The organism is Hymenobacter agri (assembly GCF_054778495.1).
This window is the reverse complement of record NZ_BAAGZM010000007.1, coordinates 1-25,735: the sequence shown is the minus strand read 5'-3', so window position 1 is coordinate 25,735 and position 25,735 is coordinate 1. Positions and strand designations below refer to the sequence as shown.

Below are 25,735 nucleotides of genomic sequence, written 5' to 3'. Positions count from 1 at the left end.
ACCACCAACTGCTCGGGCTGCCCTCGGCCATCAGCGCGCCGGCGCTGGACGTGCTGCGCAAGGGCGTGGCCCGCGCCGTGGGCAAAAAGCAGAAGCAGGCCCCGGCTTTCTCGGTCGCCCACCTCAAAAAATGCATCGCCGAGCTGGACCTGACCCGGCCCGAAGGTGTACGCGCGCGCGCACTCCTTTTAATAGGCTTCACCGGTGCCTTTCGCCGCTCCGAACTGGTGGGCCTGAACCTGGAACACATCGAGCTTACCGATGCCGCCCTTATCCTGAGCCTACCCAAAAGCAAAACCAACCAGGCCGGGGAGTTAGAGCAAAAAGCCGTTTTCTACGCTTCCAATCCGCTGTTCTGCCCCATCCGGGCCTATAAGGCCTGGGTGGAACTGCTGGGTGAGCGCACCGAAGGGCCGGTGTTCGTGTCGCTCGCGCGGGGCAAAACCGGTGAAGCGGGCACTCCCTCGCGCCGCCGGCTGTCGGACCGGCGCGTGAACCTGCTCGTGAAGGAGCACCTGGGCGAGAAGTATTCGGCCCACTCGTTGCGCGCTTCCTTTATTACCACGGCCAAGCTCAACGGGCAGTCCAACGAATTCATCAAAAACCAAACAAAGCAGAAAACCGACGCCATGATTAGCCGCTACTCCCGGCTCGACGACATCATTGCCTATAACGCGGCCCACTCGCTGGGTTTGTAACTTGGCGCACCTATTATATAAGGTATGGAAAACCTGCTCCAGCCCCGGCACCCGCTTGATAAATTTCACCAGTCGCAGCTGGACTTTCTAGCTGCCCTGCCGGAAGAGCAGCGAATAGAGCACGCCCGCCTGTTTCGGCTGGGCAATGCCAGCTACCGCTACCAGCAGCAGGCCGTAGGCGAAATCACCGAGGCCGACTACCTGGACTGGCTTGAAGGCCTACCGGCTAAGATGCGCCGCGTGGTCGAGCAGGGAGGCTTCGAGCAAAGCAAAAGTAGCCTAGCGTTGCGGCGGCACGCGCTGGAACGGCGCGACCAGGGCTATTCCGCCTTTATGCAAGCCATCTTGTCGCCCGAAGACTGGGCCTACCAACAAAGCGTAATCACGGAATCATGAATTGCCCTGCTCCCCTCGCCGCGGCGCTGCAAGCGGTGGCCGCCGGCCTGCCCGATGCCAAGAATCACTACTTTCTGAAAGCCAACTTTTACGACCACGTCGAAGACAACGATGATGGCGACGACCCGGCGCGGTGGTGGCTGGCCGTTATGTGGCTCAACGAGGAAACGACGCGCAACCTTGAGTTGAGGGACGATGAACTGCGACTGGATGTTCTGCTCGACGGCCGCCGCCTCGCCGACTGGACGCGGGTGAGCATTCCCTACTCCGAAGTCTGGGACGTGCTGCACCAACGCACGAAGGGTAACCCCAACCCCAATGGCTGGGCTACCCTCTATTACGAACACGCGGCCATGCGCATGCCCCCGGTGGGCTAGGTCAGGGCCAGCGTGGCCAGCTGATGAAACGCGGCCTCGTCCAGCCGGAACCGGTCGCTGATGGAAAGCGAGCTGCGGCTGTTGAACAGCGCGTGGTTCACGGCATTGTAGGCCAGCCACAGGTTAGCGGGCGTTTCCAGCAGCCGCATTTCCTCGGCCAGACGGTCCATGGCATTGCGGGCCAGCATTTTCGGCAAGCCGCTCTCGGTAATGACTGTAGCCAGGTTCTCCGGCGTGGGACGCTGGGCCAACTCTTTATAGACCCCGATGGTGGGAGTCAGCGAGTTGGTTTGGCTCTGGAAGGCGGTAAAGATGCTGGCCAGCTGCTTTTTAAACACCTCCAGGTTGAGGCCTTTGTGGTGAAACTTCTTATCCACCAGCACTTCCTGCTCGCGCTGCACCTGGCGGCCCGTCAGCACGACCAGCTCGGCATCCTTGATTTTAAGTGCGTCCTTAAACTTTTTCGGTTTGCCGTTCAGCAGCCAGGTTAAGTATTGGTCGAAGCTCATGTAATCATCGGCCCAGCCCATCAGGCCATTGGTGCACACCTGCCGGTAATAGCTCACCCGCATTTTCGAGGTCGTACCCGTCTCAATGTGTTCCTTTAACGCCGTGCCTTGCAGCGAGAACGGCGTTTTTCCTGAGTAAGAGTTGTTAATAATCATCGACTTATAAAGCCGGTCCACCACTTTGGTATTCGCCGAGCTCGATGCGATATTGACTTCGTCGGGCAGAATCAAGTTGATGGAAAATTCCCCCTGTGGCGTAAAACTGGCATCAATGGTGTGCCCTGGCAGGTACAGCTCAGCGGCCTCGCGCAGCACCTCGTTTTTAATCAGGCTGTACTCACCGCTCTGCATGGCGAAGATATTCTTCGTCCCATCCGGCAATTCCCCCACGATGGCCTGCTTGCGGTCCGTGGGCACGATGCGGTAGCCAGTCGGGAGTAAGGTTTCTAACGGTACGGCGGCAACGGGGAAACAAAGGGCATCCCATGTTTGGGACCGTTCCAGATTGATGCTTTGCTGGCTCATGGTGGCGGCTTTTATGGCTGATTTATCCATCTAAGATATATTCTTAATTTTACAATTGCAAAAATGTAATTGTGATTTTATGATTGTAATTACGCAATTGTAAATACATGGTAGCTAAAGGAATCTTATCTTAGAGCCTCGCTATAAATCTGATGCTGCTATACCAATTCGCGCTACTGCTCCTTTTCTCATCACCTCGGCCAGTGCCAGTGTATATATGCGAAGGGTCGGCCTCCTATGCCTATCACATTTCACCGCGCTGCGAGGGGCTGGCTTGGTGTACGCGGGCGGTAAAACCACTCACCAAGGCCGCTGCCCTGAAACTCGGCCGCCGGCCCTGTGGCCGCTGCTCATACAGAAAGTAAGCAGCCCACTGGCCAGGGTGCTGTAATGGCAGACTCTTACTAAATCAGGGTATTACCCTGTCGCCAAGCCTTATACAGCACGACTACCTTGCCAATATCGAGGGGGCTGATTGTAGCGTTGTTGCCTTCCTTCTGCATCAGCTTGGCTGCGTGCCGGGCCGCGTAACCAGGTTCTGCCTCCTCAAATCGTGCTGCGTTGGCGACCAGAAACTGATTGAACTCCTGCAGTTCACGCTCGTGCTTGAAAACCAGAAATGGTGAGGTACTCCCCCTGGACTCCATCCTGCCGCGGCCTTCGGTCAGGAAAACCAGGAATCGGCCTTCGGCGGTACTCGCATCGTAGTAGTAGTAACGCAGTTCCCGGTCTGGCAACTCTACGTACTCAACCTCCGGGGCCGGCAGCATAAGCCGCATTTCATCGAGGTAAACGTATTGCAGCTCAAACAGCGTAGTGGCGTTCAGCTTGAAAGTAGCAGTGCCCAGAAAGGAATTCTTATTGGTAAAAAAGTAGCTGTAGGGCTCCCAGAAAGGCTTCGGGGCGGAAAACTTAATCCGGTAATCGGGAAAGTTCTGGTGGTAGGCATACCGTTTGTTGCCCAGGTCCTTGAACCACTCTTCGGGCTGGCCTAGCAAGTGCTTCATACGCTCAACCGGCAGCATATCCAGCCCGAGCCGTTGCCGCCACATTTTTTCGATGCGCAGCAAGTCAGCAGACATCCCCAGCGGGGTATTGGTGTCGCCTACCCGCGTGTACACGTGGTGGGCCCTCACCTTCCTACCCCTGTCCTGGTAATCCTGCGTTAGCCAGTAGGGCTTATAAGGATTGTCGAAAATTACCAGCACATCAATTTCCTTGCCGTCGAGCACCAGCGTTACCAGTTCAATTTCCGGCCGGATGCTGCCGGCGAAATGCTGGTTTCTGACGAAATCAATGTAGTTAGCCTGGCTCTTTCGACCAGCTTCCGCTGCTTCAAGGCCGACGATGTTTGCCCCCTTGGCGGGGTCATTAACGCCAAAAATCAGGTACCGCTTGCCTTGGTACAGGGAGTTAGCCAAGCAAAGCAGGTCATGCAACAAGTCGGCGTTATTGTCATGGTGCTTGACTTTGAAGTCCCAGTATTCCCCTTCACGTTTTGAGTCAATCAGCTCTTTAATAATGGCTTCCAGCATAATCGGGGCAATGGGAACAGCGTCGGGAAAGTAAACCCTGCGCAAGGTAGCAACTTGGGTAACCTTCCTGTAACAGGCATTTTTTAGCGTGGAACGCGGCAAATGGTAGCTCCTCATTAAGTAGTAAGCACACTGGCGGTCTTATCGCAACCGCAACCAATTGCCAATTTTATTAGTTAGCGATATACTAACTTAATTGGCACACGTTTACTTTGCGTTCCTCTTATCCTGCTGACCTATGAGCGAAATAGATTTGATACGGGTCCCAGCGCCTACTCCCACCCCCTTCCTGCTGCCTTATTTCAGCTGCCTGGTACCCGCTGGCTTTCCTTCCCCAGCCAATGACCACGTCGAGGTCGGCGGCCTGTTCGACCTGAACCGGCTGCTGTTGCGGCACCCGGATGCCACGTACCTGGTGAGGGTATCGGGCGAGAGCATGGCGGGAGCCGAAATTCATGCCGGCGACCTGCTGGCCGTGGACAAGCACCTGGAAGCGGACCACAACCACGTCGTCGTCGCGGTGGTCGAGGGCGAGGTAACCGTCAAGCGCTTGGTGCGCAAAGGCCAAATCTGGTGGCTGATGCCGGAAAATCCCGCCTACAGCCCTTACGAGATTACCGACCCGGACGGGCTACGCATCTGGGGCGTGGTGACCCACGTCGTGCACGAGCTGGTGCCCGGCAAGCTGCACGCCTTACTTCATACCCGCGAATAGCTATGTACGGCCTATTAGATTGCAACAATTTCTATGTCAGCTGCGAGCGAGTCTTTCAGCCGCGCTACGAGGGCCGGCCCGTGGTGGTGCTTTCAAACAATGACGGCAACATCATCAGCCGCTCGGCCGAAGCCAAGGCGCTAGGCCTGAAAATGGGCGAGCCGTATTTCCAGGTTAAGGAACTGCTGAAGCAACACGACGTAGCCGTTTTTTCGAGCAATTATGCCCTTTATGGGGACATGAGCCGACGGGTGATGTGGTACTTGGGTCAGACGGCACCGGCCGTGGAAGTGTATTCCATTGACGAGGCGTTCCTGGACTTGGCCGGGATGGAGAAATACCACGGCAGCCTGGACACCTTTGCGCGGAAGCTTCGGGCGGGTGTCAAGTCCCGAACGGGCATTCCGACCTGCGTGGGTGTGGCGCTCACCAAAACCCTGGCCAAGCTGGCCAACCGCATTGCCAAGAAGAACCCGGACCTCGGCGGGGTTCTTTACCTTGACAACGCCGAGCGGCGGGCCTGGGCCCTGGCGCAGGTGGAGGTGGGCGACGTGTGGGGCATCGGTCGGCAGTACGCCGCCAAGCTCGCCGCGGCCGGCGTTGACACGGCCGCCGACCTGGCCCGCGTATCGGACGCATGGGCACGCAAGCACCTGGGCGGGGTAGTGGGCGTGCGCCTAGTGCAGGAACTGCAAGGTCGTCCCTGCGCGGGGCTGCACCCTTCTGAAGATGGCACCCTAAGCCGGCAAAGCCTCAGCTGCTCGCGTACCTTCGGTCGGCCGCTCAGTGCTTTCTCAGATGTATTCGGGGCGGTATCAGCCTTTCTCTCGCGGGCGGCCGAAAAGCTGCGGGCACAGGGTGACTTGGCCCATGTGCTGACCGTTTACATCAGCAAAAACCGCTTTGCTACCAACGTGCAGCCGCCCTTTTCGCGGTCGGCCACGCTGACGCTGCCCATCGGGCCAACTGACGATACTACGGTGCTGCTGAGCTATGCCCGCGCGCTGCTTAATAGACTGTGGGAGCCGGGAACTGTTTACCATAAGGCCGGCGTGGTGCTTGATGGCTTGGAACCACCCGGTGTGGGCCAGCAGCTTACCTTGTTTAGCAGCGCTTCTCTTCCTTCTCCCTCTGAAAACAAAAGGGAAGAAAAGAGCAGTTGTCCGGCCCAGCCAAGCTTGATGGCCAGTCTGGATGCGCTTAATGCCCGCTTTGGGAAAGGAGCAGTGAGAGTGGCCGCGGCAATGCCATCTCCCGAGCACCGTACTGCGTCCGGTAAAAGCAGCATTGCTCCGTGGGAAGGTAAAGCCCGGTGGTGCTCCCCGGCTTTTACCACGCGGCTGGAGGACCTGCTGCAAGTAAACTAATAACCACACTTGGTTAATCTACTGGTCCATCAACACCTCAGCTACGACGCCGAAGGGCCTCAAATCCAAGGCCGGGATTACTCCGCCCGCTCGCTCTGGGTATCATTCATTACTAGTACATTCGTGAAAGGTCAGTTCAATCGGGCCAAGCAAAAACGGATGCGCCGATTAAGCGATACCCCCGACCGGACGATGTGGTAACATACAATTACGCCCATGGTCTCGGGCTTTAGCTTATATTCAGGACATTCGAATTAATGTTTAGAACTCACCATGCAGAACACCATCAACATCCCAAAACTTACTAATCAAAGCCTTACCGAATACGTGTCGGCTATCACCACGAAGTATCCGGATGCTGAATTTTATAAAGAGAAAAAGCGGGACAGTGGGCGTGGTGAAGGCCCGACACTACTGCTGACCATTTGTAAAGATGATGTGATTCTGGAAGAAGAGTCCTTTTTCTACGCCAACCAGTCTAAGCTTGACGAGGACTTGGAAAACCTGGTTTTCTATCTGGATTTCGCTTAAGCCGGTTACTCCAGCCCCTGCTCAGTTATGGAAGAACATTTGGAAGGAGTGCCGAACCGGGTAGGCAATCTACATGCGGTTCTCCGGGAACTGGAAATGGAAAGTGACCGTGGGGTAGCTATCCTAGGCGTCAGTTTGCTTGACCAGCGTCTGCTGGAATTACTTCATCACCTTTTCGTACCCTGTTCACAGACAAAGCAATTACTTAGCGGGCCTATCAGCTCGTTTGCCAACCGATTGAACTTGGCAATGGCTACCGGTCTGATTGCAGCAGATGAGTATGCTGAATGCAACCGGCTCCGGGCGATTCGCAATGACTTTGCCCACAAATTCGAGTTAGACTTCTCGTTTAGCAATGAACAGGTCAAAAAGCGATGTGACAAGCTGGAGATGTTTTACGAGCCGGATGGTGAAGAAGAACTATCTGATGACATCCCCGAGGCGAAAGAGCAGTTTGAAACCGAAATCACCCCCCGTGAGCTTTTTATAAAAAGCGTAGCGGAAGTATATGTCTGCTGGCTTATTCGTGAATTTCATACACAGCACCGTCGCATGAAGCGTTCAGGAATGGATGATGCCAACGAGTATCTGAAAAGTCAGGCTCAGAGACAATAAATAAGGTCTGCCTTGCTCGAAAAATCAGATTTATATGGTAGTTCTGCATTATAAATCTGAGTGATTTCTCCTGCCATAATCCGGACTTATATTCGCCGGCTCCAAAATAAAAACCCCTGTTATTATGTCAAATAGCTCTGTTATACAATTTCTTATCAATCGCACCCTTGCTGATTACCTTAAGGAAGCCCGTAAGCGGTTTCCAGTGGCAGAGTTCCGCAAGGAAATAAAGGGAAGCGACGCAAATAAGGAAATATTAATAACTATAGTAGAAAAAAATACCATTCTGGAAGAAAAAGCTTTTAGCTATTTAGAAGATACCGATTCAGAGTCTGACTTTGAAACCCTGGTTCAGAACCGTGATTTTACAGGGGAAGACGCAAACCAGATATACTTCAGGCCTAAAGCCAATATATTGATTCTACTGGGGGAAGAGCTGATAAAAAGTCCGGTGATGGCGATTTATGAGCTTATTAAAAATAGTTATGACGCTGACGCCAGAATAGTAAGTGTTGATTTTGAACACGTTGAAGACCCAACAAACGCTACAATCAGAATTCAGGATGATGGCACTGGCATAACCGAGGAAGTCTTGGAAAATGTCTGGTTTGAACCAGGCTCTGACTTCCGGAAACCACTCAGGGCAGATGGTACCCGAATCATTAAGCACAGCCCGGTATTTGGTCGGATACCAATGGGTGAAAAAGGTGTCGGACGCTTTGCCGTCCATAAACTTAGCAGCCGCATCAACCTGATTACCAGACCATTTTCTGTAGAACAGGACAAATTACTGGATTACGAACTGCACGTAGAAATAGACTGGAGAGCATTTTCGCAGCAGAAATACTTGCAGGATGTAGGTATCTTCTGGACCAAGGAAACAGACCCGGAGAACTTCTTCTTCAAAGAAGCATCAGGCACTTACATTGAATTGCAGGAACTGAAGGAGAGCTGGACGCGGGGGATGGCCCGCCAGCTGAAGAGAAACACTCTTTCGATGCTTTCTCCTAAGAATGATTCGGATAAATTCCGAATCGACCTGAATTTCAATAATGGCTGGCTCGATTCATTGCCCGACGTCGCAGAAATCCTCAAAGCAGCACCCTATAAATTAACAGCGTTACTAGACTCTGATTACAATCTGACATTTGAGTACCGGTTCGAGCTTAAAAACAATCCAAGCCTTGGCACACGCGTGATTGATGCCTCATCACCTGAAGGCAGCAATAAACACCAACGAAATATCAGGGATGAAATACGCCCCTTCGTTCATTCGTATTATGCAAAAAGAAAGGAGGTTGCAGCTCCTGACGTTGATGCAGCTGTTAATGCATTCCTAGCCGAACCAGCCCCTTTCGGCACACTAATGCTCGAACTATATTCCTACGACTTGGATTCTGAGTCGCTCAGGGATACAATGTCTGATTACACGCTGATTAAGAATCTTCTACGGGAGCACGCGGGCGTCAAAATGTTTAAAGGTGACCTGCGTGTGTACGATTATGGCGACCCCGGAAATGACTGGCTGGGGCTTGACCTCAAGCGGGTTCAGAATAAGGATTGGTTTTCCAATAACCAGGTAATAGGCTTTGTCTATCTGGACCCGGCAACATCCGGCGCGTTGATTGAGAAAACCAACCGGGAAGGCTTTATTCTCAATACTGCTTTTGAACGTCTGGAATTATCACTTGATTTTATTTTGACTGACTTCAAAGCGGAAAGGTCAGCTGACCGGCGGCAGTGGCTGGCATTCAATCACCGGGGGACGCCTGAAACATTTGAAGGAAATATTGCCGGGTTCCGTCAGCTTGTAAACGATGCCGAGATTCCGGATAGCAAAACCAAAGAAAGGTTACTGCTTGAGGCTGGCAGAATCGAGGCCCGTTATGAACAGGACCGTAATTCACTGTTGATTCCTGCCGGGGTAGGCATGACCGCTTCTTTTGCCATCCATGAAATCGAGAAACTCGTTCCCCGGATGCAAACGAGTGTCAGCGAATCGCCACTCGATATCGCAAGAATGCGGGACCAGGTAGCAGAGCTGGATGACTATGTCAATGGAATTCTGTCTATTATGAAGAAAGGCGGCGTCAAACCACTTTCTGTAAAAGACACCATTGAGCAGGCAGCGAAGAACTACAACCTCAAAATGCGGCTCAGAAATATTAAACTTACCGTCGATGTGGACCCGCAGGCTGAGGAGATTAAAGCTGAAAAACGGCTATTGCTCACTATGCTTATGAATCTTATTGACAACAGCATCTACTGGCTGGAGGCTGTTAACAGAGAGGAAAAAGGTATTTTTATTTCTGCTCAGCGAAGAGGCTCTGACATCTCATTGCTGGTGGTAGATAATGGTACAGGGTTCAAGGACAAAGTAGAAGACCTCGTCAAGCCATTTTTCAGCCGTAAAGAGAATGGCATTGGCATAGGCATGTATTTGATTGACACAGCAATGATGCAGTTTGGAAAACTCAACGTTATCTATGACAAACAGGAACTGCTGGCCCGTAATGTCCCTCCCCTCTTCGACGGGGCTGCCGTTGAGCTTATTTTTAACAATCAATAATTAAAACCGAATGCTGCTTGCCCAACTAAGAGAACCACAGGTCGCAATTATCGATGACGTTCACTCCGAAGTACGCCCTATCATTGATAAGTTAAGAGAGCACTCAATCAGTGCGAGATTTTTTGATGCCAGCCCAGAAAATCTGGAGCAGGCTGAACAGCCAATTCAAAGCATTGAACTGATATTTCTGGACCTGCACTATAATACTAATTTCAATAATTCTGACTTTCAGCCCGAACTGTGTGCACAGATTATCGAAAGTATCGTGCCCCCCGGTAAGAGGTACGTCTTGGTAGTATGGACGCGTGACCCTGATAAAGCAGACCAAGTTATTGATGTGCTGAGAATACTAGACCTGCTGCCGGTTAAGACTATCGTCAAGTCCAAGAATGAATTCCTGTTAGGGGATGATATTGATGTCGAGCGCCTGCTTGCTGAAATTGATGCTGAGATTACCAGCATCACAGATGTCATTATGTTCGATGGGGAGATTGTTGACATCGAAGAAGACAGCGTAATAATTGATTGTCTGATGGATAAAGAGGGCAAAAAATTTCAGTTGCGCCGTTTTGACCGCCGTCCACTTGAAGGCGTGGTGGATTTGGATAGAGGGAGATACATCACCATCACCGTCACAACCAAGCCAGGCAGCACCACCTTTGAGTTCTCAAAAGCGGCCGGCGACCCTTCGGGCCTTTTCAGTAAAGCCGGGTATATGCATGATATTGACGAACGGCTGTTCAAAGGCAAATAAATGGCGCGGCTAACATTTAAAGACGTAGGTCAGGGTGATTCAGTCATCCTAGAATGGACGGATAATAACGAACACCACGTCGGTATTTTCGACTGTAACAGGAAAGGGAAAACCAATCCGGTCCTTGAGCACATTATTGCTAAGGGTTATCAACGTATTGACTTTATCATCCTTTCCCACCCGCACGAAGACCATTATTCCGGCTTCACCGAACTGCTGGAATATTGTTCGGCGCATGGCATTAAGATTGGCTGGTTTGGCAACTCGTCGTTCAATCTTAATAAGCAGTACTGGGTGCAGTTTGAACCTGGCCATGATGCCACCCAGGAGCTGGAAAAGATGCTTCAGCTAATCAGCAAGCTCCTTAACGAAGGGACGCTTGGAGATATAGCCCCCCTCCTGCAAGGGGTTACTTTAGAGTTGAGCGAGCACCTGACATTAAAAGTGCTGTCACCGGGGCATCAGGAAATGCAGCAATACCAGGAAAAAGTTGATTCTGACGCCGGAGCCAACAAAAAGGAAGCCAGTCAGGCAGCTAACCTGCTCTCCACAGTATTCCTGATTACTTCGGGCCAGAACAGGGCCTTGGTTACTGCTGATGCTGTTGCCGTTACATTCGAGAGAATCCACCGGCAGGCGTTGCTGCCGGCAGTCCCTCTGGCCCTGGTGCAGGCTCCGCATCATGGCTCCAAGAAGAACTACTCCGCTTCCTTCTGGGGTGGGTTGCTGAACGCTGAAGGCCGCCGGGCAGTGGTCTCGTCTGGTGTAAACGATAAGTACCGGCATCCGCACCTTGAAGTTCTGACTGAACTTGATGGACTAGGGTTTGCCATACATGCAACCAACATCATTTACGGGATGCAGGAATTCCTTACACTCAAGCAAAGGACTATCGTCCTAGATATGGCCAGTGATTTAATCGATAAGGATGGTGGTGATAAGGAGTTTGACCTGTAATCTACAGATTAGTGTGACAGAGTAGGAGCACCTACACTGATTGCACCTGTGGCACTTCGTATCCGTGTCGTAAAACGCTGTTTTGCAGGTAGAACACTTTGCCTTTTACTGCTTCACTAAACCGTAATTCCCCCTTCCTGACTTTAACCAGAAAGTCAGCATCTGCTGCACGGAGCTTCTTGTTCTTCTTCTCCCATGCCAGCAGGTGTTCAGCATCATCCAACGTGATAATCCGCCGGGTGGCAGCCGACGTGACGGCAGAAGCAGACTGTTCCGCATATAACTCGTCCAGAAGTTGCGGGTTACGGTCAAGCATCAGGTCGATAATGGCACGACCGTTTTCCAGTTCGCTGTCCGTCAGGGGACGGTTTTTATTGATGCTCAAGGCAATGTCAGTGCATTTACCCCGCTTATGGGGAGTCAGCAGGTCAGTCTGGCGGCCCCACTGCTCAATGATTTCCCAGGCTCTGGCACCCAGCCCGCGCAGGGATTCTTCCTCCTGCCGGCGTTCCTCGGCTGCCAGTTCATCATTACTGCGGCTGTACCGCTTCTTCTGCTGCTGAGGGTCGGCAAAATCATCGCTCAGGTCAGCCAGCATTTTTTGAAGGGTATTGCCAGGCAGGCCTTTGCTGACCAGCAGCTTCCAGTAATCTTCCTGCTTGGCACGCTCGCTGACCAGCTTGCCGCCCGCATTATCCAGCAGGAACCGGTCTACTACGTACAGCAGGCTACGGATAGCGCTGCGTAGATTGTCAGACACCTCCTGCTGCTTCCAGATTCGTAGCAGGTCAATCCGGCCGCCGGTCAGGTGATTGAGCCAGGCCAGGGTATAGGGAACCGTCAGGAATTTGAAGTCGCCGATTTTGGTAGCTCCCCGGCCATATTCTAGGTCGGCCGCCCGGAAGAGAATGGCTTTGGCTATCAGGTCCTCGAAAAAGACGTTGTTCGGCTGGAAATCCTTTTTCAGCTTCTCTTTCAGAAACTCCGCGTAGTTTTTCTGTGCGCCCTTGGCCACGAGGTGCGGGTAACCGCTCCACATATGCTCATATTTGGCCACCATCTCCTTGCTGAAAAGCTGCTTACGTGGGTTCTGTTTCTCAAACGCCGTGCGGCGGCTGCTTGACAGTTCCCGGTTGTAGGCCACCTTGTACTGCCCACGGGCGCGCTCGAAGAACCAGCGGGTTTGCAGCGAGGAGTCTTTGGCTGCCGGAGCCCAGCAGGTGCGGGAAATCTTCTCCAGCTGGCGGTTAAAGGCATTATTGGCCGACAGGTCGGCGGCCTGGATGCCGTTCTGGCTGTTGGCGTACTGCGAGATGAGCGGAATGATTTCATCCATCTCCTCGGGCCGGCGCAGCACCGTCAGCTTCATCTGCACGAACACCCCGGCAATGTCCGCCTTGTCTTGGCGCTGGGTTCGGAAGATAGCGGCCGTCGTCTGGCCCCCGTTGACAATCTGAAGGTCGCGCACCGTATATATCGCCCAGCCTCCGCCGGGCAGCTCGCGCATATCCACTTCCTCGGCCGTGGCCGCGATTCCGTTGTTATAGGCCAGAAAGCGGTGGGGAGCCGTGCGGATGGTATTGCGGATGCCTTTATTTACCCCGCCCGTGAAATCCAGAAAGGACCGCACATTCTGCTCCAGCAGGCGGGCTCCGTAGCGCTCATAGATTTCGGCCAGCATGGTACCCGGCAGAATGGCCAGGCAGGTCTGGTAGTCATCATTGCTCACCGGCATGGGCAGGCAGGCTAGCGGCTTACCGTAACCCTTCTCAAAGTCTATTACGATGGGTTCGCGGCGGTTGCGGCTGGTCCACAGGCGAAAGAACCTTTCCAAGTCCCACACATGGTACTGCACATGGAGCGTATCGCGCAGGCGGCGGTCCGGTAGTGCGGTATCGCTGCTCAGCCGGGCATTGGTCAGAATGAAGATGCGGGCGCGCACCACCTTGGCGGCATTCTCGAAAAGCACCTGCGCCAGGTCGTAGACCGGGGCTGATTCATCAAGCCTGTCCTGATAGCCGTTGAACACGTCTTTTAAAAACCGCTCGGACTGGTTGGCGGCCGTCGTCACCTCGCTTTTTGCAAACGAACGTATCTCTTCCCCTTCCTGAAAGAAGGTGATAAACAGGTCAACAGTTTCGAAATCCTCGCTCAGGGCGTAGCCGTTGATTTTATGCTGTATCTGATTGGCTTTATTAGCCTTGATACTGGTACAAACACGGGCATCCTCCGTTTCGCCGGCATCGGTCAGCATACCTATCAGGTATTCAGTAGCTTTTTCTTCCAGCAGCGCGCCGCCTTCCTCGGCTTCCGTCAGGGCACGGATTTCTTGGTTGAGGTCGGTTAGAAACCGGAGTTGTTCATCGGCATCAGACATGGGAATTCAATAGCGTAAGGAGCGTGTCGAAAGGAAGCACATAGGGCAGCAGCCGGTCAACTGCTACGGTGTAGGATAAGGACCCGACGCCGGGGCGCAGGTCAGCTACCCGGATGCGGGGGAATTCTTCGTGGACCTGTGCCAGGGTGGAATGCCGGACCCGGAAACCTTCCGTGTGGTAGCGGTCGGCCTGGGAGTGAAAATAGCCGGCCTGGTGCAGACGGGTTTCCAGCAGCTTGGCCGCTGCCGGGTCCGCAGCGGCCACTGTGGTCAGCTGTTCCACGAGCTGGGGCAGCGTTTCGCCGGTATTTTCGGCTACATCCAGAAACAGGTGCAGCAGGAAAAGATGGTCAAACGGACTCTCGTCCAGCTGTCCGGCTCCGCTGACTTGGAAGGACTGGCTGTTGCCGGAGCTGGTTTTGACTTCGACGGCATCGGGGCCGAAGTGAAAATCCTGAGGGTCGTGCAGCGGCCCCGTCCAGGCAGCCAGTACCGGTCCCGGGGCTATGCCGGCCAGCAGCAGCTCCCGCAGCAGGTACAGTTCCCCGAACAGGCCCTGCCGCGCCGGACCGCTCAGCCCGGCCGGATTGAACAGCCCGAACAGTTCCTGCCACCGGTTGAGTCTGGCCAGAAAAGCCCGCAGATAAGCACTGCCGTCGCGGGCCTCGCTCAGGGCCGCGACAATATCGGCCGCCAGAATGGAGAAAATATCGGAAAACCGCTCGTCCGTCAGAATAAGTGCCAGCTGAAAAATGGTATCCGGCTGGTCCGGGTCGGGCAGCGGCTCCAGACTAAGACCGGAATAGCGGTGGTCAGGAGCAATGCGCGGGCGCAGGCGGACCGGCAGGGCCAGCAGCAGCACCCGGCGCATCACTTCATTGCCGGGTACGTGCAGCAGGCCCGCTGAAAGCGGGTTGGCAGGCTCGGCCGGCAGACACGGTAAGGCCTCGACCTTTCCCGGTGCCGGGGGCGTCAGCAGCAGTTCTTTCCAGATAGCCTCCAGGGCGGCAGCCGTTCCGTCGTTAGTCATCATCCCGGGTTATCTGCTGGTCGGCTTCTTCGTCCAGTGTTTCATCATCCTCATTCGTGAATTCGGCCAGCAGCTGGGAATTGCCCATATAGGTAACTTTCCGGTCCCCCTTAAGCGCCGGAAAGCTGATAGCGTAACCCATTACCGGAATACCAGCTTCATAGCCAGCCGGCTCCGGGTTAAGCGGATACAGCAGCAGCAGTGCCTCAGCAGCCGGTCGTTTAAGCCGGATTTGCTCTCCGGAAGGATAAGCTGCTTTTGGTCGTTCTGCCCGGGTTGCGTCCAGCGCTTCTTTGACCTTGTCAGCGCCTAAATCCAGTGATTCATGCCGGGGGCTGATGATATGAGCTTTGGGAATAACATACTCGACAGTGCTGACTGTCTGGGTTTTATTCTTTCCGGCACCGGCGGCGTTGCGATAGGTAGTGCGGACCATGAGAGGCTCGTCATCAATAGTGAATGGCACCCACGGATTAACTACATTCTCCTCCGGAATATCAGCCTGCATCAGAATGATGGTCCAGCTGGTAAGCCGGTTATCCTGCTGCTGCTTACTGATATAATCGGTAAGTTTGCCCGATTCAATATTCTGTTGGGTCGTAAGATAGCTCAGCAGAAATTCCTGCACAGTCGCTGCCGCTACCCCACGCCAGGCATAGGGCTGTCGTCCAATCGGCACCGGTGTTCCGAGCTGATTAATCAGGTTCTGCACCACCTCGTAGTTGGTCTGAATAAACTTCGGGTCGTGGCGCGGGAAAGCATAGGTTTCCATGAGTTCCCCGGCAAAGCTGAGCTGAAGCGGCCATGCTCCCCGCATCCGGTTGGTCGCGGTAATCTGGAGCACGCCAGGCTTGGAGCGGATTTTCAGTCCGTACTCTTCCGGAGTACGGCGTTGCCGGACCATGCGGTCGAATTCAAGGCGCAGCTCCTCGGTGGCCAGCGTGATGTGGCGGTACCAGCTGGTGATTTCTGAAGTGGTAAACAGCCGGCACAGGTCTGCGTAGCCAGGCCGGTAGCCAAACCAGCGGCCCATCTGCATCAGCGTATCGTACATCCGTGATGCCCGCAGGTAATAGCTGACGCACAGCCCTTCCAGCGTCAGGCCACGCGAGAGCTTGTTACCGCCCACGGCGATAACAAACAGCCCGGTATCATCATAATCGCTGTAAGCCAAGGGCAGATGCAGCGTGTCACCTGTCCGGTCCGGGGTGCCGTGCACCACCCGCACCTTGATGCGCTCCAGCGCCGGTTTTAACTGTTTGCGAACCGCTTCCCAGCTCAGTGGCTTAATCAGATGGTCGTCAATCAGGTTTCTTTCAATAAACTGTTCGGTAACCGGCTCGTACTCGTTTTCCCAGATGGCTTTTAACGCCGGTTCCAGACTGTTTTTGCGCAGGGCCAGCTTGGAGCGGCAGTCACTCAGGTATACGCTGACCAGTTTACCGGTTTCATTCTGCCATTTCACGAACCGCGAAACATGGATGAGCATGGAGCTGTGCTGCCGCTGCTGGCCCCGGGCCAGCCGGGCGGCACAGGTCAGAAAGAAGTGGTTGATGGCATCTTCCAGCGAGTCCGGCAGGAAAGTAGGCGGGTCGTCGTCCTTCTTGTGTTTGTTGGGAAAGGCCGTCAGGTAATTATCGGTTTCCTCGTCGATTTCGTGCACCACCGGAAACACGTTCTCGTGCGAACCTTCCTCCTCATCGTCGGGCTCCCCGATGCCGAAAATCCGGTCGGGGCCCACGTAGTTGCTGGGTGGCGGGATGTTGACAATAAAATCCCGGGGGAACAGCTCCTGCCCGACCGCGGCATCCAGAGTATTGTGCCGGCCCTTGATGGTCAGGTTCAGCGCCTCGAAGTCAGTCCGGCTGAGCACCGGAATAAAAATGTTGGCAAAGGGGGTCGCGGTGTAACCCACGTAGGCTTTCTGCTCGAACAGTGACAGCAGTACCCGGATAGAGGCATTCACCGCCGAAATATTCTCCTTGCTGACGTTAATGGAAGCGTTATCAGCTTCGTCATCCACCAGCAGCAGTGGCATATCACTCAGCAAACGCTGCCCTTTTTCGATTTCCTCGCCCTTGGCTGCCAGCCATAGAATGAGATTTCGCAGGATGCTGACGTTCTTCTTGACCACTATCAGGACCGGGTCGGACCCGAAGATGGTCGCCGGCACGCTGTCGGCCAGTGAAGCTTTAAAATCGCCGTTGGGAGCGCTCGTGGTCAGGGAGTGGGCCGGCACCTTACGGTCCCGCTTTCCGACCCCAATCCAGTGATTGCCGGTGCGGTGCGTCCGGGCCGTCTGGGTGTTGTAGCCCACAAAGCCTTCGTCCAGCCGCTCCTGGGTCTGGCTTCGCAGGCTGCTGTGGATACCGGCCAGCACAATAATGAGCTTGTAACCGGCATCGGCGGCCTTGCATATGAGGCCGGTATAGTTGCCCGTCTTGCCGGACTGCACCTGCCCCACCACCATCCCCCGGCGGTCGAAGGGCTGGGTGTCGCGGGGATTGCTGAGCCGGTCCAGAATATCGTCGGTCAGGTCGCCGAGCTGGTCCACGGTGTGGGCGGCCATGCGGCGGTCAAATTGCAGGTAATCGCGGTAACGGTTCCAGAACTTCCACTTGACACCCTCCCGCGCCTTATCCAGCCACGGCGGCTGCCGCCTGGCCCGGTCTTCGAGAATGGCATAATCAAGCGATTTCACCCGGTAATAAGCCAGTAAATCAGCTTTGAGCCGGGCCGCATCTGCCTCCGGGTAGAGTATCCCGAGCCGGGTAACTGTTTCCTCGATGACAGCCGGGGTTTTGTGGGGTTTGGGCGTGAGCATGGTGATAGCCACGCTCAGCATTTCCTCGTGGGAATCGGACATCAGTCGGACAGCTTGTCAATCAGGTGAGGAAAGTAGTTAAAGGGCTCCATGTTGAGCAGCAACTGGCGCACCTCAGTGGCTGAGCGACCGGCTGCCCGGAAGTCCCGGAACATATCCTGAACAAGAGGCAGGATTTCCTGGTCGCTGACATTCTCGTAGGGCATCGCCTGCTCCCGGGGTTTCTCGGCCTCGCTGAGCACAATCAGGGGCACAGGAATCGTCTCCTCCAGCATCCGCAGCACCGCGTGCAGCATGGCTGAGGACTGCCCCTGCGCCTTGTCGAGCACATCCTTTACCAGCGGATGCTGGCGGTTGATGGTGTAGTGGCGCTGGCCCAGCCGGATATTCTCCTGCCAGACAGGGGTAAAACCGATACTGTGCGTGTGTTTCAGCTTGCGGCCCCGGGCGCGGTATACTTCCACGGCGCGGGTACGGGCCAGGGTTCCGATGCGCCGGAAATCATTCTGCAACGTGGCCGGCGGGAAGGACTGGGCCTTGCGGATATCAATCTGCCAGGCATCATCCAGCGTGTTAGGGAGGTCAACCATGATGCGGGCCAGTTTGCAGTGCTCCTCGCGCCGGAACAGGCCCAGCCAGTCCCCGGCCACCAGCAGCCGACGGTTGCGGTAGATGTAGAACCCCTGATGGGCATTCCAGCCGCGCAGCCCCCCGGCTTGGTCAAACAGGTCCGGGTGGGACAGTCGGCGGTGATGCGGGAGGATATAGGGCCGGATAACCACCTGTCCGCCGAACAGCGCTTCCTCTGATAATCGTTGGGTAGCTGGCTCGGCCGTCAGAAAAGGATTCCAGGGGGCCAGCTTTTCGCCGTTGACATAGATGGAAAGTCCGCCGTCCTCCAGATAGCGGTGGAATACCATCGCCAGATGGTGTTCCACCAACCGCACATACCGGCCAAATACGGCTTCGTGTTTCTCGCTGCCCGCTTGCAGGTCCCCGACCAAGCGGTCCATGTTTTCCCAGAAAACGATAGTACCCTGGGGCTTCGCGGCCAGCTGGGTAATCAGGTCTGCGTCCGATACGTGGCACAGCAGATTCCAGGCTTTCGTTTCATTCACGTAATCCAAGTCCCAGCACCGGTAGGTCACCTCTCCCCCTTTGGGTTTGGAAAGCACAGTGAAGCGCCGGCACTGGGAGAAGGAGGCCGTTTTCAGACCCAACCCGAACCGGCCCAGGTCGTCGCGATGCCGGACTTGGCCGGGGTGCCGGCTGCCTGGCCGCATGGCCTCACGCAGCTGGTCTGCATCCATACCCCGTCCGTTGTCCGAGATAACGAGCGTAGACTGCCGGCCCTGCCAGACCATTTCCAGCTGAACTTCCGTGGCCCCCGCTGCAATACTGTTATCAATAATATCAGCCACGGCTGTATCCAGCGTGTAGCCGATGGACCGAAGGGTTTCGAGCATGGAATCAGCACGCGGGCCGGCCTCCTCGAAAGGAATTGTCTCAAAGCTCATTGATAGCCGGCCTGTTGCCGGGACGTAGAAGTCCGATAGTGGTGGTATCGGAGGAGAGTAAGAGTTATATCAGATTTGGCATGGGGAAGAAAACAGCCCTGACACCTCCTGAATGAAGATGGCATCAGCTGTCTGACTAAAATCCGGACTAAAATGAGGTAAGAATCATGTCGGATTCTATTGCGCGTAGTTAAGCGCCAACTGCTTGTCTTTTTTGCCGGAGCGGCGTTTACCTACCGGAGAGTCTGGCCGCAGAAAATTTCCGACGCCATTCAGGGCATTGCGAACGCTCAGGGCTATTCGTTCACCCATTAGCGGCGGTACTGCATTACCAATCTGTTTCAGCGCTGAAGTCCGGGGCCCTTCAAAGTAGTAGTTGTCGGGAAACGACTGCAGTCTGGCTGCTTCGCGTACCGAAAGTGAACGTCGCTGTTTGACGTCCGGGTGAATGTAGTAATGACCGTCTTTACTGATATGTGCTACCACAGTCTGTGAGTAATGCATATCCGAGGCCACTACCTTGAATCTGTCAGTAAACTCCGTCTTGTTCTCGTGAAAAATCAGATGACTAGGTAATTCGCTATACCGCATTCGCTGATATTCATCACCCCCGTCGTTCCAGTGTTCAATAAACAGTCGGTAAATCTCCCGGTCTTCCTCTCGGTGTGGTCGGGCTTGGTGCCACGTTATCACCGGGCATTTCTGGCGTAAACCTGACCATTTGAGATATGGCGTACTGGTCTTTGGTTCGTAAGGCGTAGGCGGAAGAACCTGGCCTGGCTCCAGAGGCGGCAGGTCACTGAGCAGTTCTTCTACGGTGAATCGTTTCTGTTCTTCTGCCGTCAGGGTCCCGAATGCCGGATAGCCTAATGCAGGCTGGTCAAGACGCCAGCCGATGATAATCAGTCGCTCACGGCTCTGCAGCACCCCGAAGCTGCGGGCATTCCACTCCCGTACATCCATAGCATAGCCTGCTTCCAGAAACGTTTCCCGGATAAGGTCCAGTTGCTGTCCGTTCTTAAAGCTCAGCATGCCCAGCACATTCTCAAACACGAACATACGGGGGCGGTATTTTACCAGGAATTTCGCATACTGCAGGTAGAGCTTGCTGCGAGGGTCGTTTTCCATCACTGCGCGTCCCAGTCTGGCGCGTCCGGCAACGGAAAAGGTCTGGCAGGGCGGCCCTCCGATAATCAGGTCTACTTCCTGCTTTCCTTCCGGCAGTCGTTTCAGTTGCTGGTCAATCTTATCAAATATCCCCTGCCGCGTTTCTTCACCAATAGCCTCGTTGATTACTGAATCCAGTAATCCTGGCTTAATCTGTTTAATCAGGTTATACAATTCCTCGCGCGGGAGCTTGCCGCGCAGGTAATTGAAGTACGGCTGGTAATCCTTCTTCTCGTGCAGACAATACCAAGCCAGTCTTGTGCGGATGGTATCACAGGCATGGGCATCCATTTCCACGTGCGCCACCGGAGTGAAGCCCGCATTATGGAAGCCTTCGGATAAGCCACCTGCGCCCGCGAACAGGTCGATATAATTCATTGTCAACTAATTAGCGAAAATACTCGCTTTTCCAGCACACAAGTACGGGATTTTTCGGCCATTTGCCAGCAGCTTTAGCATTCCAGTTCATCCGATTCGGGGGCTGTCAGGGAATAAAAGAGCCTCTCCAGTGTACGCTCCCGGTACGGCGGCCGAAGCTCACATTCCCACACAACCAGCACCCGCCACCCCTGATTTTTTAATTCTGTCTGCTGGCGCTCATCGTTGGTTACGTTGCGCCCAATTTTTCCCATCCAGAACTCGGTCCGGGTTTTCGGCACCACGAAATACCGGCATCCTTCGTGCTGATGCCAGAAACAGCCATGCACAAAAATCACTGTCCGGAGTCTAGGAAACACCATATCAGGCTTTCCGGGTAGCCCTTTGACATGAATGCGGTACCGCAGTCCACGGCCGTGCAGGTACTGTCTCACCAGCATTTCCGGCTTGGTATCCTTGCCCCGTATGCGGGACATATTGAAGCTGCGTGTGGAAGGGGTATGAACGTCGGCCATCAGCAGGTAAACGTTACGGCAGCATAGAAGGTGCTTTTTGCTGAACACAACTCCACCAAGAACAAGCCTAACCGCAGGTCAGATATTCGCAGTTTCTTTCTTCCTTTACACGACAGTATCCCGTCTTCAGATGCCTGCAACATTATATCAACCGGCTGCTACCCCTCAGCCAGTATCAGACCAGGGATTGTGGATGCCCGGCGTGACGCCGGAATTCCGCGGCTCTGGAGACTTGGTGCCCGATTTGTTACGCTGCAGTCCCAAACTGGTCGATGTCTTGGCGAATGGCCCTGGCTACATAGTCTACTCTGTATTCGATTGCGAAGATGAAATAAATCCGGCCGCGATGGAAGTCGTTGGAAAGCTGGTTGGACACGCGTTTGATGCCGAAAACGAAGACGAGATATTACGGGGACCGGTTCTTGTCGTCTTGGCCGGACGTACACAGGTACCATAATTTACTCGTGCCGCTTCTACCACCAGCCAAAAACTACTGGTGAGCGGCATAGTGGCTGTAGTTCTGATACTTGCTTCTGAATGCTTTTTTAGTCCGCACTATGTCACAGCCCGCAGAGATTCTGGAATCAATACTTGATGCTGAACTGGAAAAGTTCTCGGAGATAAGCGGATTGCCGGGAAGCGCTGTGGTCAACATTGTCCGGGAAATGGACATTGTCTACCTCTACCTGCGTAGTAGCGGGCAGTTTGACACTGCCTATACAGACTATTTCGAAACCATCCATCAGTATGGATGGCCGTTGCTGCTCCAAGCATGGTATTCCAAAATTGAGCAGTCAGATTTTCAGCAAGTCCTGTACTCAAACAACGATATTACTGCCTGGGCCGACTCTGTGATTCATGCAACCGGTAAGCTCGCTTTTGCCCGCCAACTGGTGATGTTCTGCAAAATGGGTTTTGCCTCAATCAGGCAGCCAACTGAAAGCGAGTTTGTATTTGCTACTACAGAATCCTATTCCAATGCTGAATTTTTCGACTTGAATGACTGGCGGTTTGTTCAGAATCACATAGTCGGGCAGCTTACAAGTCGAAAAGCAAATAAGGACAGGTTTGATGCAGACCGGGTCTACAAACGGGTTATGCTTTCGGTCAAAAGCCCTGACAAACGAACCATTGCCTATCAGGCAACTCCCTATGTTACGGAATACTTCATCCAGCAAGGTCGGTACCACATTTTCCGCAAACAGGTCCATGACGATTTTGATGAAGCAGACCTGTTTGGACAGGTACCCTATGGGGCCTATGTGACGATGGTCGAGTACCTAGCTGGCTTGGCGTTGCTGCACAAGTCGTTTTGTGAAGCGGCACACAAAAAATATGACCGACTGGAACTGCGGAATATTATATCCTTATTCTGCTCCAGAGAAAATATTATAGCCGACCTCGCCCGCTACCTGGACCGTACCGTGCAGGAAGTCAGCAGTATGTTGAATCATATTACGCTGAATAAAGACAATTATCAAGCTTACCTTACAATTCCCCGCGTAGCTCCTCCGCCTTTCGTTCAGGTATCTGATTCGCAACTGCTGCGTTCGACCGCTGGATGCCTCAATAATCCTTTCCAGTTTCTGAACCATGAGTTGAAAAGAACCTGCGCCCTGGATTATTCCAAAGCAGTGAACAATCGGGAAGACCGGTTCAGGAGAATGATATTCGGCTTCTTCACAGAGGACCGCTTCGTGCGCATTCCAGTCGAAATACGCATGTCCATTGACGGGCGCGAAACGGATATTGACGCAGTTGTCTTTGATAAGACAACCAAGTCATTGGGGCTATTTCAGCTTAAATGGCAGGACCCATTTGCCAACTCCATGCAAAAGCGGCGCAGCGTCATCAGCAATCTCCAGAAGAACGCTTTGAGTTGGCTTGACAAAGTGGTGACGTGGGTAGAGCGGAACGATGTGAAAACGACCCTCAACGCACTGCAGATTACCCGGCATTCCCCGGCAGAAAATGCGATAGGCAACGTCTATTTCTTTATTATCGGTCGTCACAGTATCCATTTCACAGGGGTTGAGCAGGACGAGCGAGCCGCTTGGGGCTCTTGGCCACAGTTATTAGCCGGAGCTGCCCGTATCGCCAAGCAGGCGACCGAGTCCGACCCGATTCAGCACATACATAATCGCCTGAAGCACGATGCGCCACGGTTGAGAATGGAGCGTGAAGGTTCTCCGGTACTGGCCGATTTTAACCTCCGGTTTGAGAACTTTCAGATAAGCCACCAAAGCCGAGCTAAGTAGTGCCTGTGGTTAAAGTAAGCTTCGGCGAGCTGCTGGCCTGGCGGGCGCGCTGCGCACGGCCAGTAGCAGCTTAATTGCAAGACTACGCTTATTGCTTCATTAAATACGCACTCTCAGTCAGGAGATGTAAGACAGGCAAGTTGCATCTGAAAAGTAGCCAGCGCCGCCCCATCCGGCAACAAAAACCGTTGGCTCGGGCTATCCGGCGGAAACTGCAGCAGCTCGTTCTGCACGTCGAGGCTCCGCAGCAGACGATGCAGCAAGCGGGGTTCCTCTTTCTTCAGGTTACCGTTTTTCAGGTTGATAATGGTGGTGTAGGGAAACCTGTGGGCCTCGCAAAAAGGCAGCAGTCCGCCCCGGGCAATCATTTTCAGCCGGTTCTGGGCGTAGAGCAGCGCGTCCTGATAGGGCAGGGCCAGGCTCAGGTCGGGAAAGCTCAGGGGCGCTACTTCCGGCCCGCGTTTTTCTTCTTCCATGCTTTGTAGCTTTTAATCATTTCGGCGGCCTGCTCGGCCGTGGTGGCCCGGGCCTGCGCTTCCGTACAGTCGGGCTTAAACTTAGCTTTTACCTCCCCATCGGTGACGTAGAAGCCCCACTCGTTGCGGCCAATGGTATACTTACCCACAGTGGCCAGCACGTTCTTGGCGGCCTCCGCCTGGGCTTTGATGAGGTAATTGACGGCCAGCGCCGGGGTAACGGCCGCGGCCGATATGCCGGCCGGCACGTTGAAATACTGCTCGCGCCACTTCAGGTACACCCCTTTCGGCCCCTGTCCCACCACCACCGGCTTGCCCTCGTGCTGGCCCACCTCGCGGGGAGCCGACGCCCGGCGCTGGGTAATGAGGTCCTGGGCCTGGGCCTCGCTCAGCTGCGCGGGGCTGATGCTTTCGGGAATGTTGTAGTATTTCTCGGCGTGCAGGATATAGGGGCCGTTTTTGCCGGTGCCCACCAGCATCTCCGCCCCTTCAAAGTGGCCGACGAGGCGCTTTTGCAACTCAGCCCGGTCCGGGGTGAGCTGGTCGGCGGCGGCCACCCAGCTCAGCAGGTTCTGGTCGAACATCGGCACGAACTGCTGGTAGGTCTGTTGGCCCCGGGCAATCTTATCGAACACGGCCTCGCAGCCGGCGGTGAACTTGTAGTCCATCACCTTGGGGAAGTGGCGCTCCAGAAACTCCGTGACCTCGGTACCAGTGGCCGTGGGCAGCAGCTTATCCTTATCGGCCCCCAGCGTCTCACTGCGCTGGCTAGTGGTCAGCTGGCCACCCTGCCAGGTCAGGACCTGCGCGGTGAGCTTCTTGCCCGCCACGCTGCCGGTGCTGATGTACTGGCGGGCGAAAATCGTGCGCAGGATAGACGCATAGGTGCTGGGCCGGCCAATGCCCTGCTTTTCCAGGTCCGCGACCAGGGTGGCCTCGTTGTAGCGCCTGGCGGGCCGGGCGAAGCTCTGGCGGGCCTCCAGCTTTACCAGCGTCAACGCTTCGCCTTCCTGCACCGGGTATTTAAGCGTCGTTTCCGCCTCGTCGTCGGGCTCCTCCCCTTCTTCCTCGGCGTCCTGGTACACGGCCAGGTAGCCAGGGCGGGTGAGTACGCGGGTGGAGCTGGTGTAGGTGTCAGCGGCATCGGCCGCCGGCGCGAGGGTTATGGTGGTCTGGTCGCACTGGGCAGCCAGCATCTGCGAGGCCAGGGCGCGGGTATAAATCAGCCGGTATAGCGCCTGCTCATCCGGCGTGTCGCCGGCGTGGGCCTGCTCCCAGTGGGTGGGGCGGATAGCCTCGTGGGCCTCCTGCGCGCCGTCCTTGTTTTTGGTTTGGCGGGCCTGGAACTGGCCAGCCCCGAACTGCGCCGTAATCTGCGCCTGGGCCTGCTGGGTGGCCTCCTCGCCCAGGTTCACGCTGTCGGTACGGATATAGGTGATGTGGCCGCCTTCGAACAGTTTCTGGGCCAGGTCCGACACCTTCTGCACGGTAAACCGGAGCTTTTTCACGCCTTCCTGCTGCAGCGTCGAGGTGGAGAAAGCCGGCGCGGGCTGGCGCTCCACCGGCTTTTTCTCCACGCCCAGCACGCCAAAGCCCGCGCCGCGGCCGACCTGCAGCAAGTAGGCCTGCGCCTGGTCGAGCGCGG

At 54.8% G+C, this 25,735-nt stretch carries 21 protein-coding genes; 11 read left to right on the top strand and 10 right to left on the bottom strand.

What is annotated here, in order from left to right:
• The 3 genes from ACYVDE_RS01115 to ACYVDE_RS01105 form a co-directional block, all read left to right on the top strand.
• Positions 1 to 698: site-specific integrase (locus tag ACYVDE_RS01115; RefSeq protein ID WP_460499633.1), on the top strand; the 698-nt coding region annotated here is incomplete at its 5' end.
• A 24-nt stretch (positions 699 to 722) separates the two neighbouring features.
• Positions 723 to 1,094, top strand: coding sequence for a hypothetical protein (locus ACYVDE_RS01110; protein ID WP_460499632.1), 372 nt, complete (start codon positions 723 to 725; stop codon positions 1,092 to 1,094).
• Complete coding sequence (locus ACYVDE_RS01105) at positions 1,091 to 1,471, top strand: hypothetical protein (protein ID WP_460499631.1); 381 nt, start codon at positions 1,091 to 1,093, stop codon at positions 1,469 to 1,471. Before ACYVDE_RS01110 ends, ACYVDE_RS01105 begins: the two co-directional genes overlap by 4 nt.
• Here ACYVDE_RS01105 and ACYVDE_RS01100 read toward each other — a convergent pair.
• Both ACYVDE_RS01100 and ACYVDE_RS01095 read right to left on the bottom strand, forming a co-directional pair.
• On the bottom strand, positions 1,468 to 2,397 hold the full coding sequence (locus tag ACYVDE_RS01100) for a hypothetical protein (protein ID WP_460499630.1): 930 nt from the start codon (positions 2,395 to 2,397) through the stop codon (positions 1,468 to 1,470). The two genes, ACYVDE_RS01105 and ACYVDE_RS01100, sit on opposite strands and share 4 nt — an antisense overlap.
• Positions 2,398 to 2,909: 512 nt before the next feature.
• Positions 2,910 to 4,040: an AlbA family DNA-binding domain-containing protein gene (locus ACYVDE_RS01095; RefSeq protein WP_460499628.1), complete on the bottom strand. Its 1,131-nt coding sequence runs from the start codon at positions 4,038 to 4,040 to the stop codon at positions 2,910 to 2,912.
• Positions 4,041 to 4,278: 238 nt separating this feature from the next.
• Between ACYVDE_RS01095 and ACYVDE_RS01090 the strand changes: the two genes are divergently transcribed.
• The 7 genes from ACYVDE_RS01090 (at position 4,279) to ACYVDE_RS01060 (ending at position 11,548) form a co-directional block, all read left to right on the top strand.
• Positions 4,279 to 4,755 carry a LexA family protein gene (locus ACYVDE_RS01090; protein ID WP_305033600.1) on the top strand — a complete coding sequence of 159 codons (477 nt, stop codon included), beginning with the start codon at positions 4,279 to 4,281 and terminating at the stop codon, positions 4,753 to 4,755.
• Between the two features lie 2 nt (positions 4,756 to 4,757).
• On the top strand, positions 4,758 to 6,122 hold the full coding sequence (locus ACYVDE_RS01085; RefSeq protein ID WP_460499627.1) for a Y-family DNA polymerase: 1,365 nt from the start codon (positions 4,758 to 4,760) through the stop codon (positions 6,120 to 6,122).
• 273 nt (positions 6,123 to 6,395) lie between these two features.
• Complete coding sequence (locus tag ACYVDE_RS01080; RefSeq protein WP_460499626.1) at positions 6,396 to 6,653, top strand: hypothetical protein; 258 nt, start codon at positions 6,396 to 6,398, stop codon at positions 6,651 to 6,653.
• A 27-nt stretch (positions 6,654 to 6,680) separates the two neighbouring features.
• Positions 6,681 to 7,268 (top strand): hypothetical protein, encoded by a 588-nt coding sequence (locus tag ACYVDE_RS01075; protein WP_460499625.1) that lies wholly within the window; start codon positions 6,681 to 6,683, stop codon positions 7,266 to 7,268.
• Positions 7,269 to 7,392: 124 nt separating this feature from the next.
• Complete coding sequence (locus ACYVDE_RS01070; RefSeq protein WP_460499624.1) at positions 7,393 to 9,837, top strand: sensor histidine kinase; 2,445 nt, start codon at positions 7,393 to 7,395, stop codon at positions 9,835 to 9,837.
• Positions 9,838 to 9,847: 10 nt separating this feature from the next.
• Positions 9,848 to 10,591 (top strand): hypothetical protein, encoded by a 744-nt coding sequence (locus ACYVDE_RS01065; RefSeq protein ID WP_460499623.1) that lies wholly within the window; start codon positions 9,848 to 9,850, stop codon positions 10,589 to 10,591.
• Positions 10,592 to 11,548, top strand: coding sequence for a ComEC/Rec2 family competence protein (locus ACYVDE_RS01060; protein ID WP_460499622.1), 957 nt, complete (start codon positions 10,592 to 10,594; stop codon positions 11,546 to 11,548).
• 31 nt (positions 11,549 to 11,579) lie between these two features.
• Here the strand turns inward: ACYVDE_RS01060 and ACYVDE_RS01055 are convergent, their stop codons facing one another.
• The 6 genes from ACYVDE_RS01055 to ACYVDE_RS01030 form a co-directional block, all read right to left on the bottom strand.
• The gene (locus ACYVDE_RS01055) at positions 11,580 to 13,925 is read right to left on the bottom strand and encodes an AIPR family protein (RefSeq protein ID WP_460499621.1); all 2,346 of its coding nucleotides are present in this window, start codon (positions 13,923 to 13,925) and stop codon (positions 11,580 to 11,582) included.
• Positions 13,918 to 14,955, bottom strand: coding sequence for a PD-(D/E)XK motif protein (locus tag ACYVDE_RS01050; RefSeq protein ID WP_460499620.1), 1,038 nt, complete (start codon positions 14,953 to 14,955; stop codon positions 13,918 to 13,920). Before ACYVDE_RS01050 ends, ACYVDE_RS01055 begins: the two co-directional genes overlap by 8 nt.
• Positions 14,948 to 17,821, bottom strand: a complete 2,874-nt coding sequence (locus tag ACYVDE_RS01045; RefSeq protein ID WP_460499619.1) for a Z1 domain-containing protein — start codon at positions 17,819 to 17,821, stop codon at positions 14,948 to 14,950. Before ACYVDE_RS01045 ends, ACYVDE_RS01050 begins: the two co-directional genes overlap by 8 nt.
• Complete coding sequence (locus ACYVDE_RS01040) at positions 17,821 to 19,245, bottom strand: ATP-binding protein (RefSeq protein WP_460499618.1); 1,425 nt, start codon at positions 19,243 to 19,245, stop codon at positions 17,821 to 17,823. Before ACYVDE_RS01040 ends, ACYVDE_RS01045 begins: the two co-directional genes overlap by 1 nt.
• Positions 19,246 to 19,473: 228 nt before the next feature.
• Entirely contained in the window at positions 19,474 to 20,841 is a 1,368-nt protein-coding gene (locus tag ACYVDE_RS01035) for a DNA cytosine methyltransferase (protein WP_460499617.1), read from the bottom strand.
• A 74-nt stretch (positions 20,842 to 20,915) separates the two neighbouring features.
• Positions 20,916 to 21,356 carry a very short patch repair endonuclease gene (locus tag ACYVDE_RS01030; protein WP_460499616.1) on the bottom strand — a complete coding sequence of 147 codons (441 nt, stop codon included), beginning with the start codon at positions 21,354 to 21,356 and terminating at the stop codon, positions 20,916 to 20,918.
• A gap of 557 nt (positions 21,357 to 21,913) precedes the next feature.
• Between ACYVDE_RS01030 and ACYVDE_RS01025 the strand changes: the two genes are divergently transcribed.
• Complete coding sequence (locus tag ACYVDE_RS01025; protein WP_460499615.1) at positions 21,914 to 23,614, top strand: hypothetical protein; 1,701 nt, start codon at positions 21,914 to 21,916, stop codon at positions 23,612 to 23,614.
• Between the two features lie 113 nt (positions 23,615 to 23,727).
• Here the strand turns inward: ACYVDE_RS01025 and ACYVDE_RS01020 are convergent, their stop codons facing one another.
• Both ACYVDE_RS01020 and ACYVDE_RS01015 read right to left on the bottom strand, forming a co-directional pair.
• On the bottom strand, positions 23,728 to 24,090 hold the full coding sequence (locus ACYVDE_RS01020; protein ID WP_460499614.1) for a hypothetical protein: 363 nt from the start codon (positions 24,088 to 24,090) through the stop codon (positions 23,728 to 23,730).
• Positions 24,060 to 25,735: DNA topoisomerase (locus ACYVDE_RS01015; protein ID WP_460499613.1), on the bottom strand; the 1,676-nt coding region annotated here is incomplete at its 5' end. The genes ACYVDE_RS01015 and ACYVDE_RS01020, both read right to left, overlap by 31 nt.

Excerpts from the sequence above, each read along its gene's own strand:
- ACYVDE_RS01110 (WP_460499632.1), top strand. The coding sequence starts at position 723 with ATGGAAAACCTGCTCCAGCCCCGGCACCCGCTTGATAAATTTCACCAG.
- ACYVDE_RS01105 (WP_460499631.1), top strand. The coding sequence starts at position 1,091 with ATGAATTGCCCTGCTCCCCTCGCCGCGGCGCTGCAAGCGGTGGCCGCC.
- ACYVDE_RS01095 (WP_460499628.1), bottom strand. The coding sequence starts at position 4,040 with ATGCTGGAAGCCATTATTAAAGAGCTGATTGACTCAAAACGTGAAGGG.
- ACYVDE_RS01090 (WP_305033600.1), top strand. The coding sequence starts at position 4,279 with ATGAGCGAAATAGATTTGATACGGGTCCCAGCGCCTACTCCCACCCCC.
- ACYVDE_RS01085 (WP_460499627.1), top strand. The coding sequence starts at position 4,758 with ATGTACGGCCTATTAGATTGCAACAATTTCTATGTCAGCTGCGAGCGA.
- ACYVDE_RS01080 (WP_460499626.1), top strand. The coding sequence starts at position 6,396 with ATGCAGAACACCATCAACATCCCAAAACTTACTAATCAAAGCCTTACC.
- ACYVDE_RS01075 (WP_460499625.1), top strand. The coding sequence starts at position 6,681 with ATGGAAGAACATTTGGAAGGAGTGCCGAACCGGGTAGGCAATCTACAT.
- ACYVDE_RS01070 (WP_460499624.1), top strand. The coding sequence starts at position 7,393 with ATGTCAAATAGCTCTGTTATACAATTTCTTATCAATCGCACCCTTGCT.
- ACYVDE_RS01065 (WP_460499623.1), top strand. The coding sequence starts at position 9,848 with ATGCTGCTTGCCCAACTAAGAGAACCACAGGTCGCAATTATCGATGAC.
- ACYVDE_RS01060 (WP_460499622.1), top strand. The coding sequence starts at position 10,592 with ATGGCGCGGCTAACATTTAAAGACGTAGGTCAGGGTGATTCAGTCATC.
- ACYVDE_RS01055 (WP_460499621.1), bottom strand. The coding sequence starts at position 13,925 with ATGTCTGATGCCGATGAACAACTCCGGTTTCTAACCGACCTCAACCAA.
- ACYVDE_RS01050 (WP_460499620.1), bottom strand. The coding sequence starts at position 14,955 with ATGACTAACGACGGAACGGCTGCCGCCCTGGAGGCTATCTGGAAAGAA.
- ACYVDE_RS01045 (WP_460499619.1), bottom strand. The coding sequence starts at position 17,821 with ATGTCCGATTCCCACGAGGAAATGCTGAGCGTGGCTATCACCATGCTC.
- ACYVDE_RS01040 (WP_460499618.1), bottom strand. The coding sequence starts at position 19,245 with ATGCTCGAAACCCTTCGGTCCATCGGCTACACGCTGGATACAGCCGTG.
- ACYVDE_RS01035 (WP_460499617.1), bottom strand. The coding sequence starts at position 20,841 with ATGAATTATATCGACCTGTTCGCGGGCGCAGGTGGCTTATCCGAAGGC.
- ACYVDE_RS01030 (WP_460499616.1), bottom strand. The coding sequence starts at position 21,356 with ATGGCCGACGTTCATACCCCTTCCACACGCAGCTTCAATATGTCCCGC.
- ACYVDE_RS01025 (WP_460499615.1), top strand. The coding sequence starts at position 21,914 with ATGTCACAGCCCGCAGAGATTCTGGAATCAATACTTGATGCTGAACTG.
- ACYVDE_RS01020 (WP_460499614.1), bottom strand. The coding sequence starts at position 24,090 with ATGGAAGAAGAAAAACGCGGGCCGGAAGTAGCGCCCCTGAGCTTTCCC.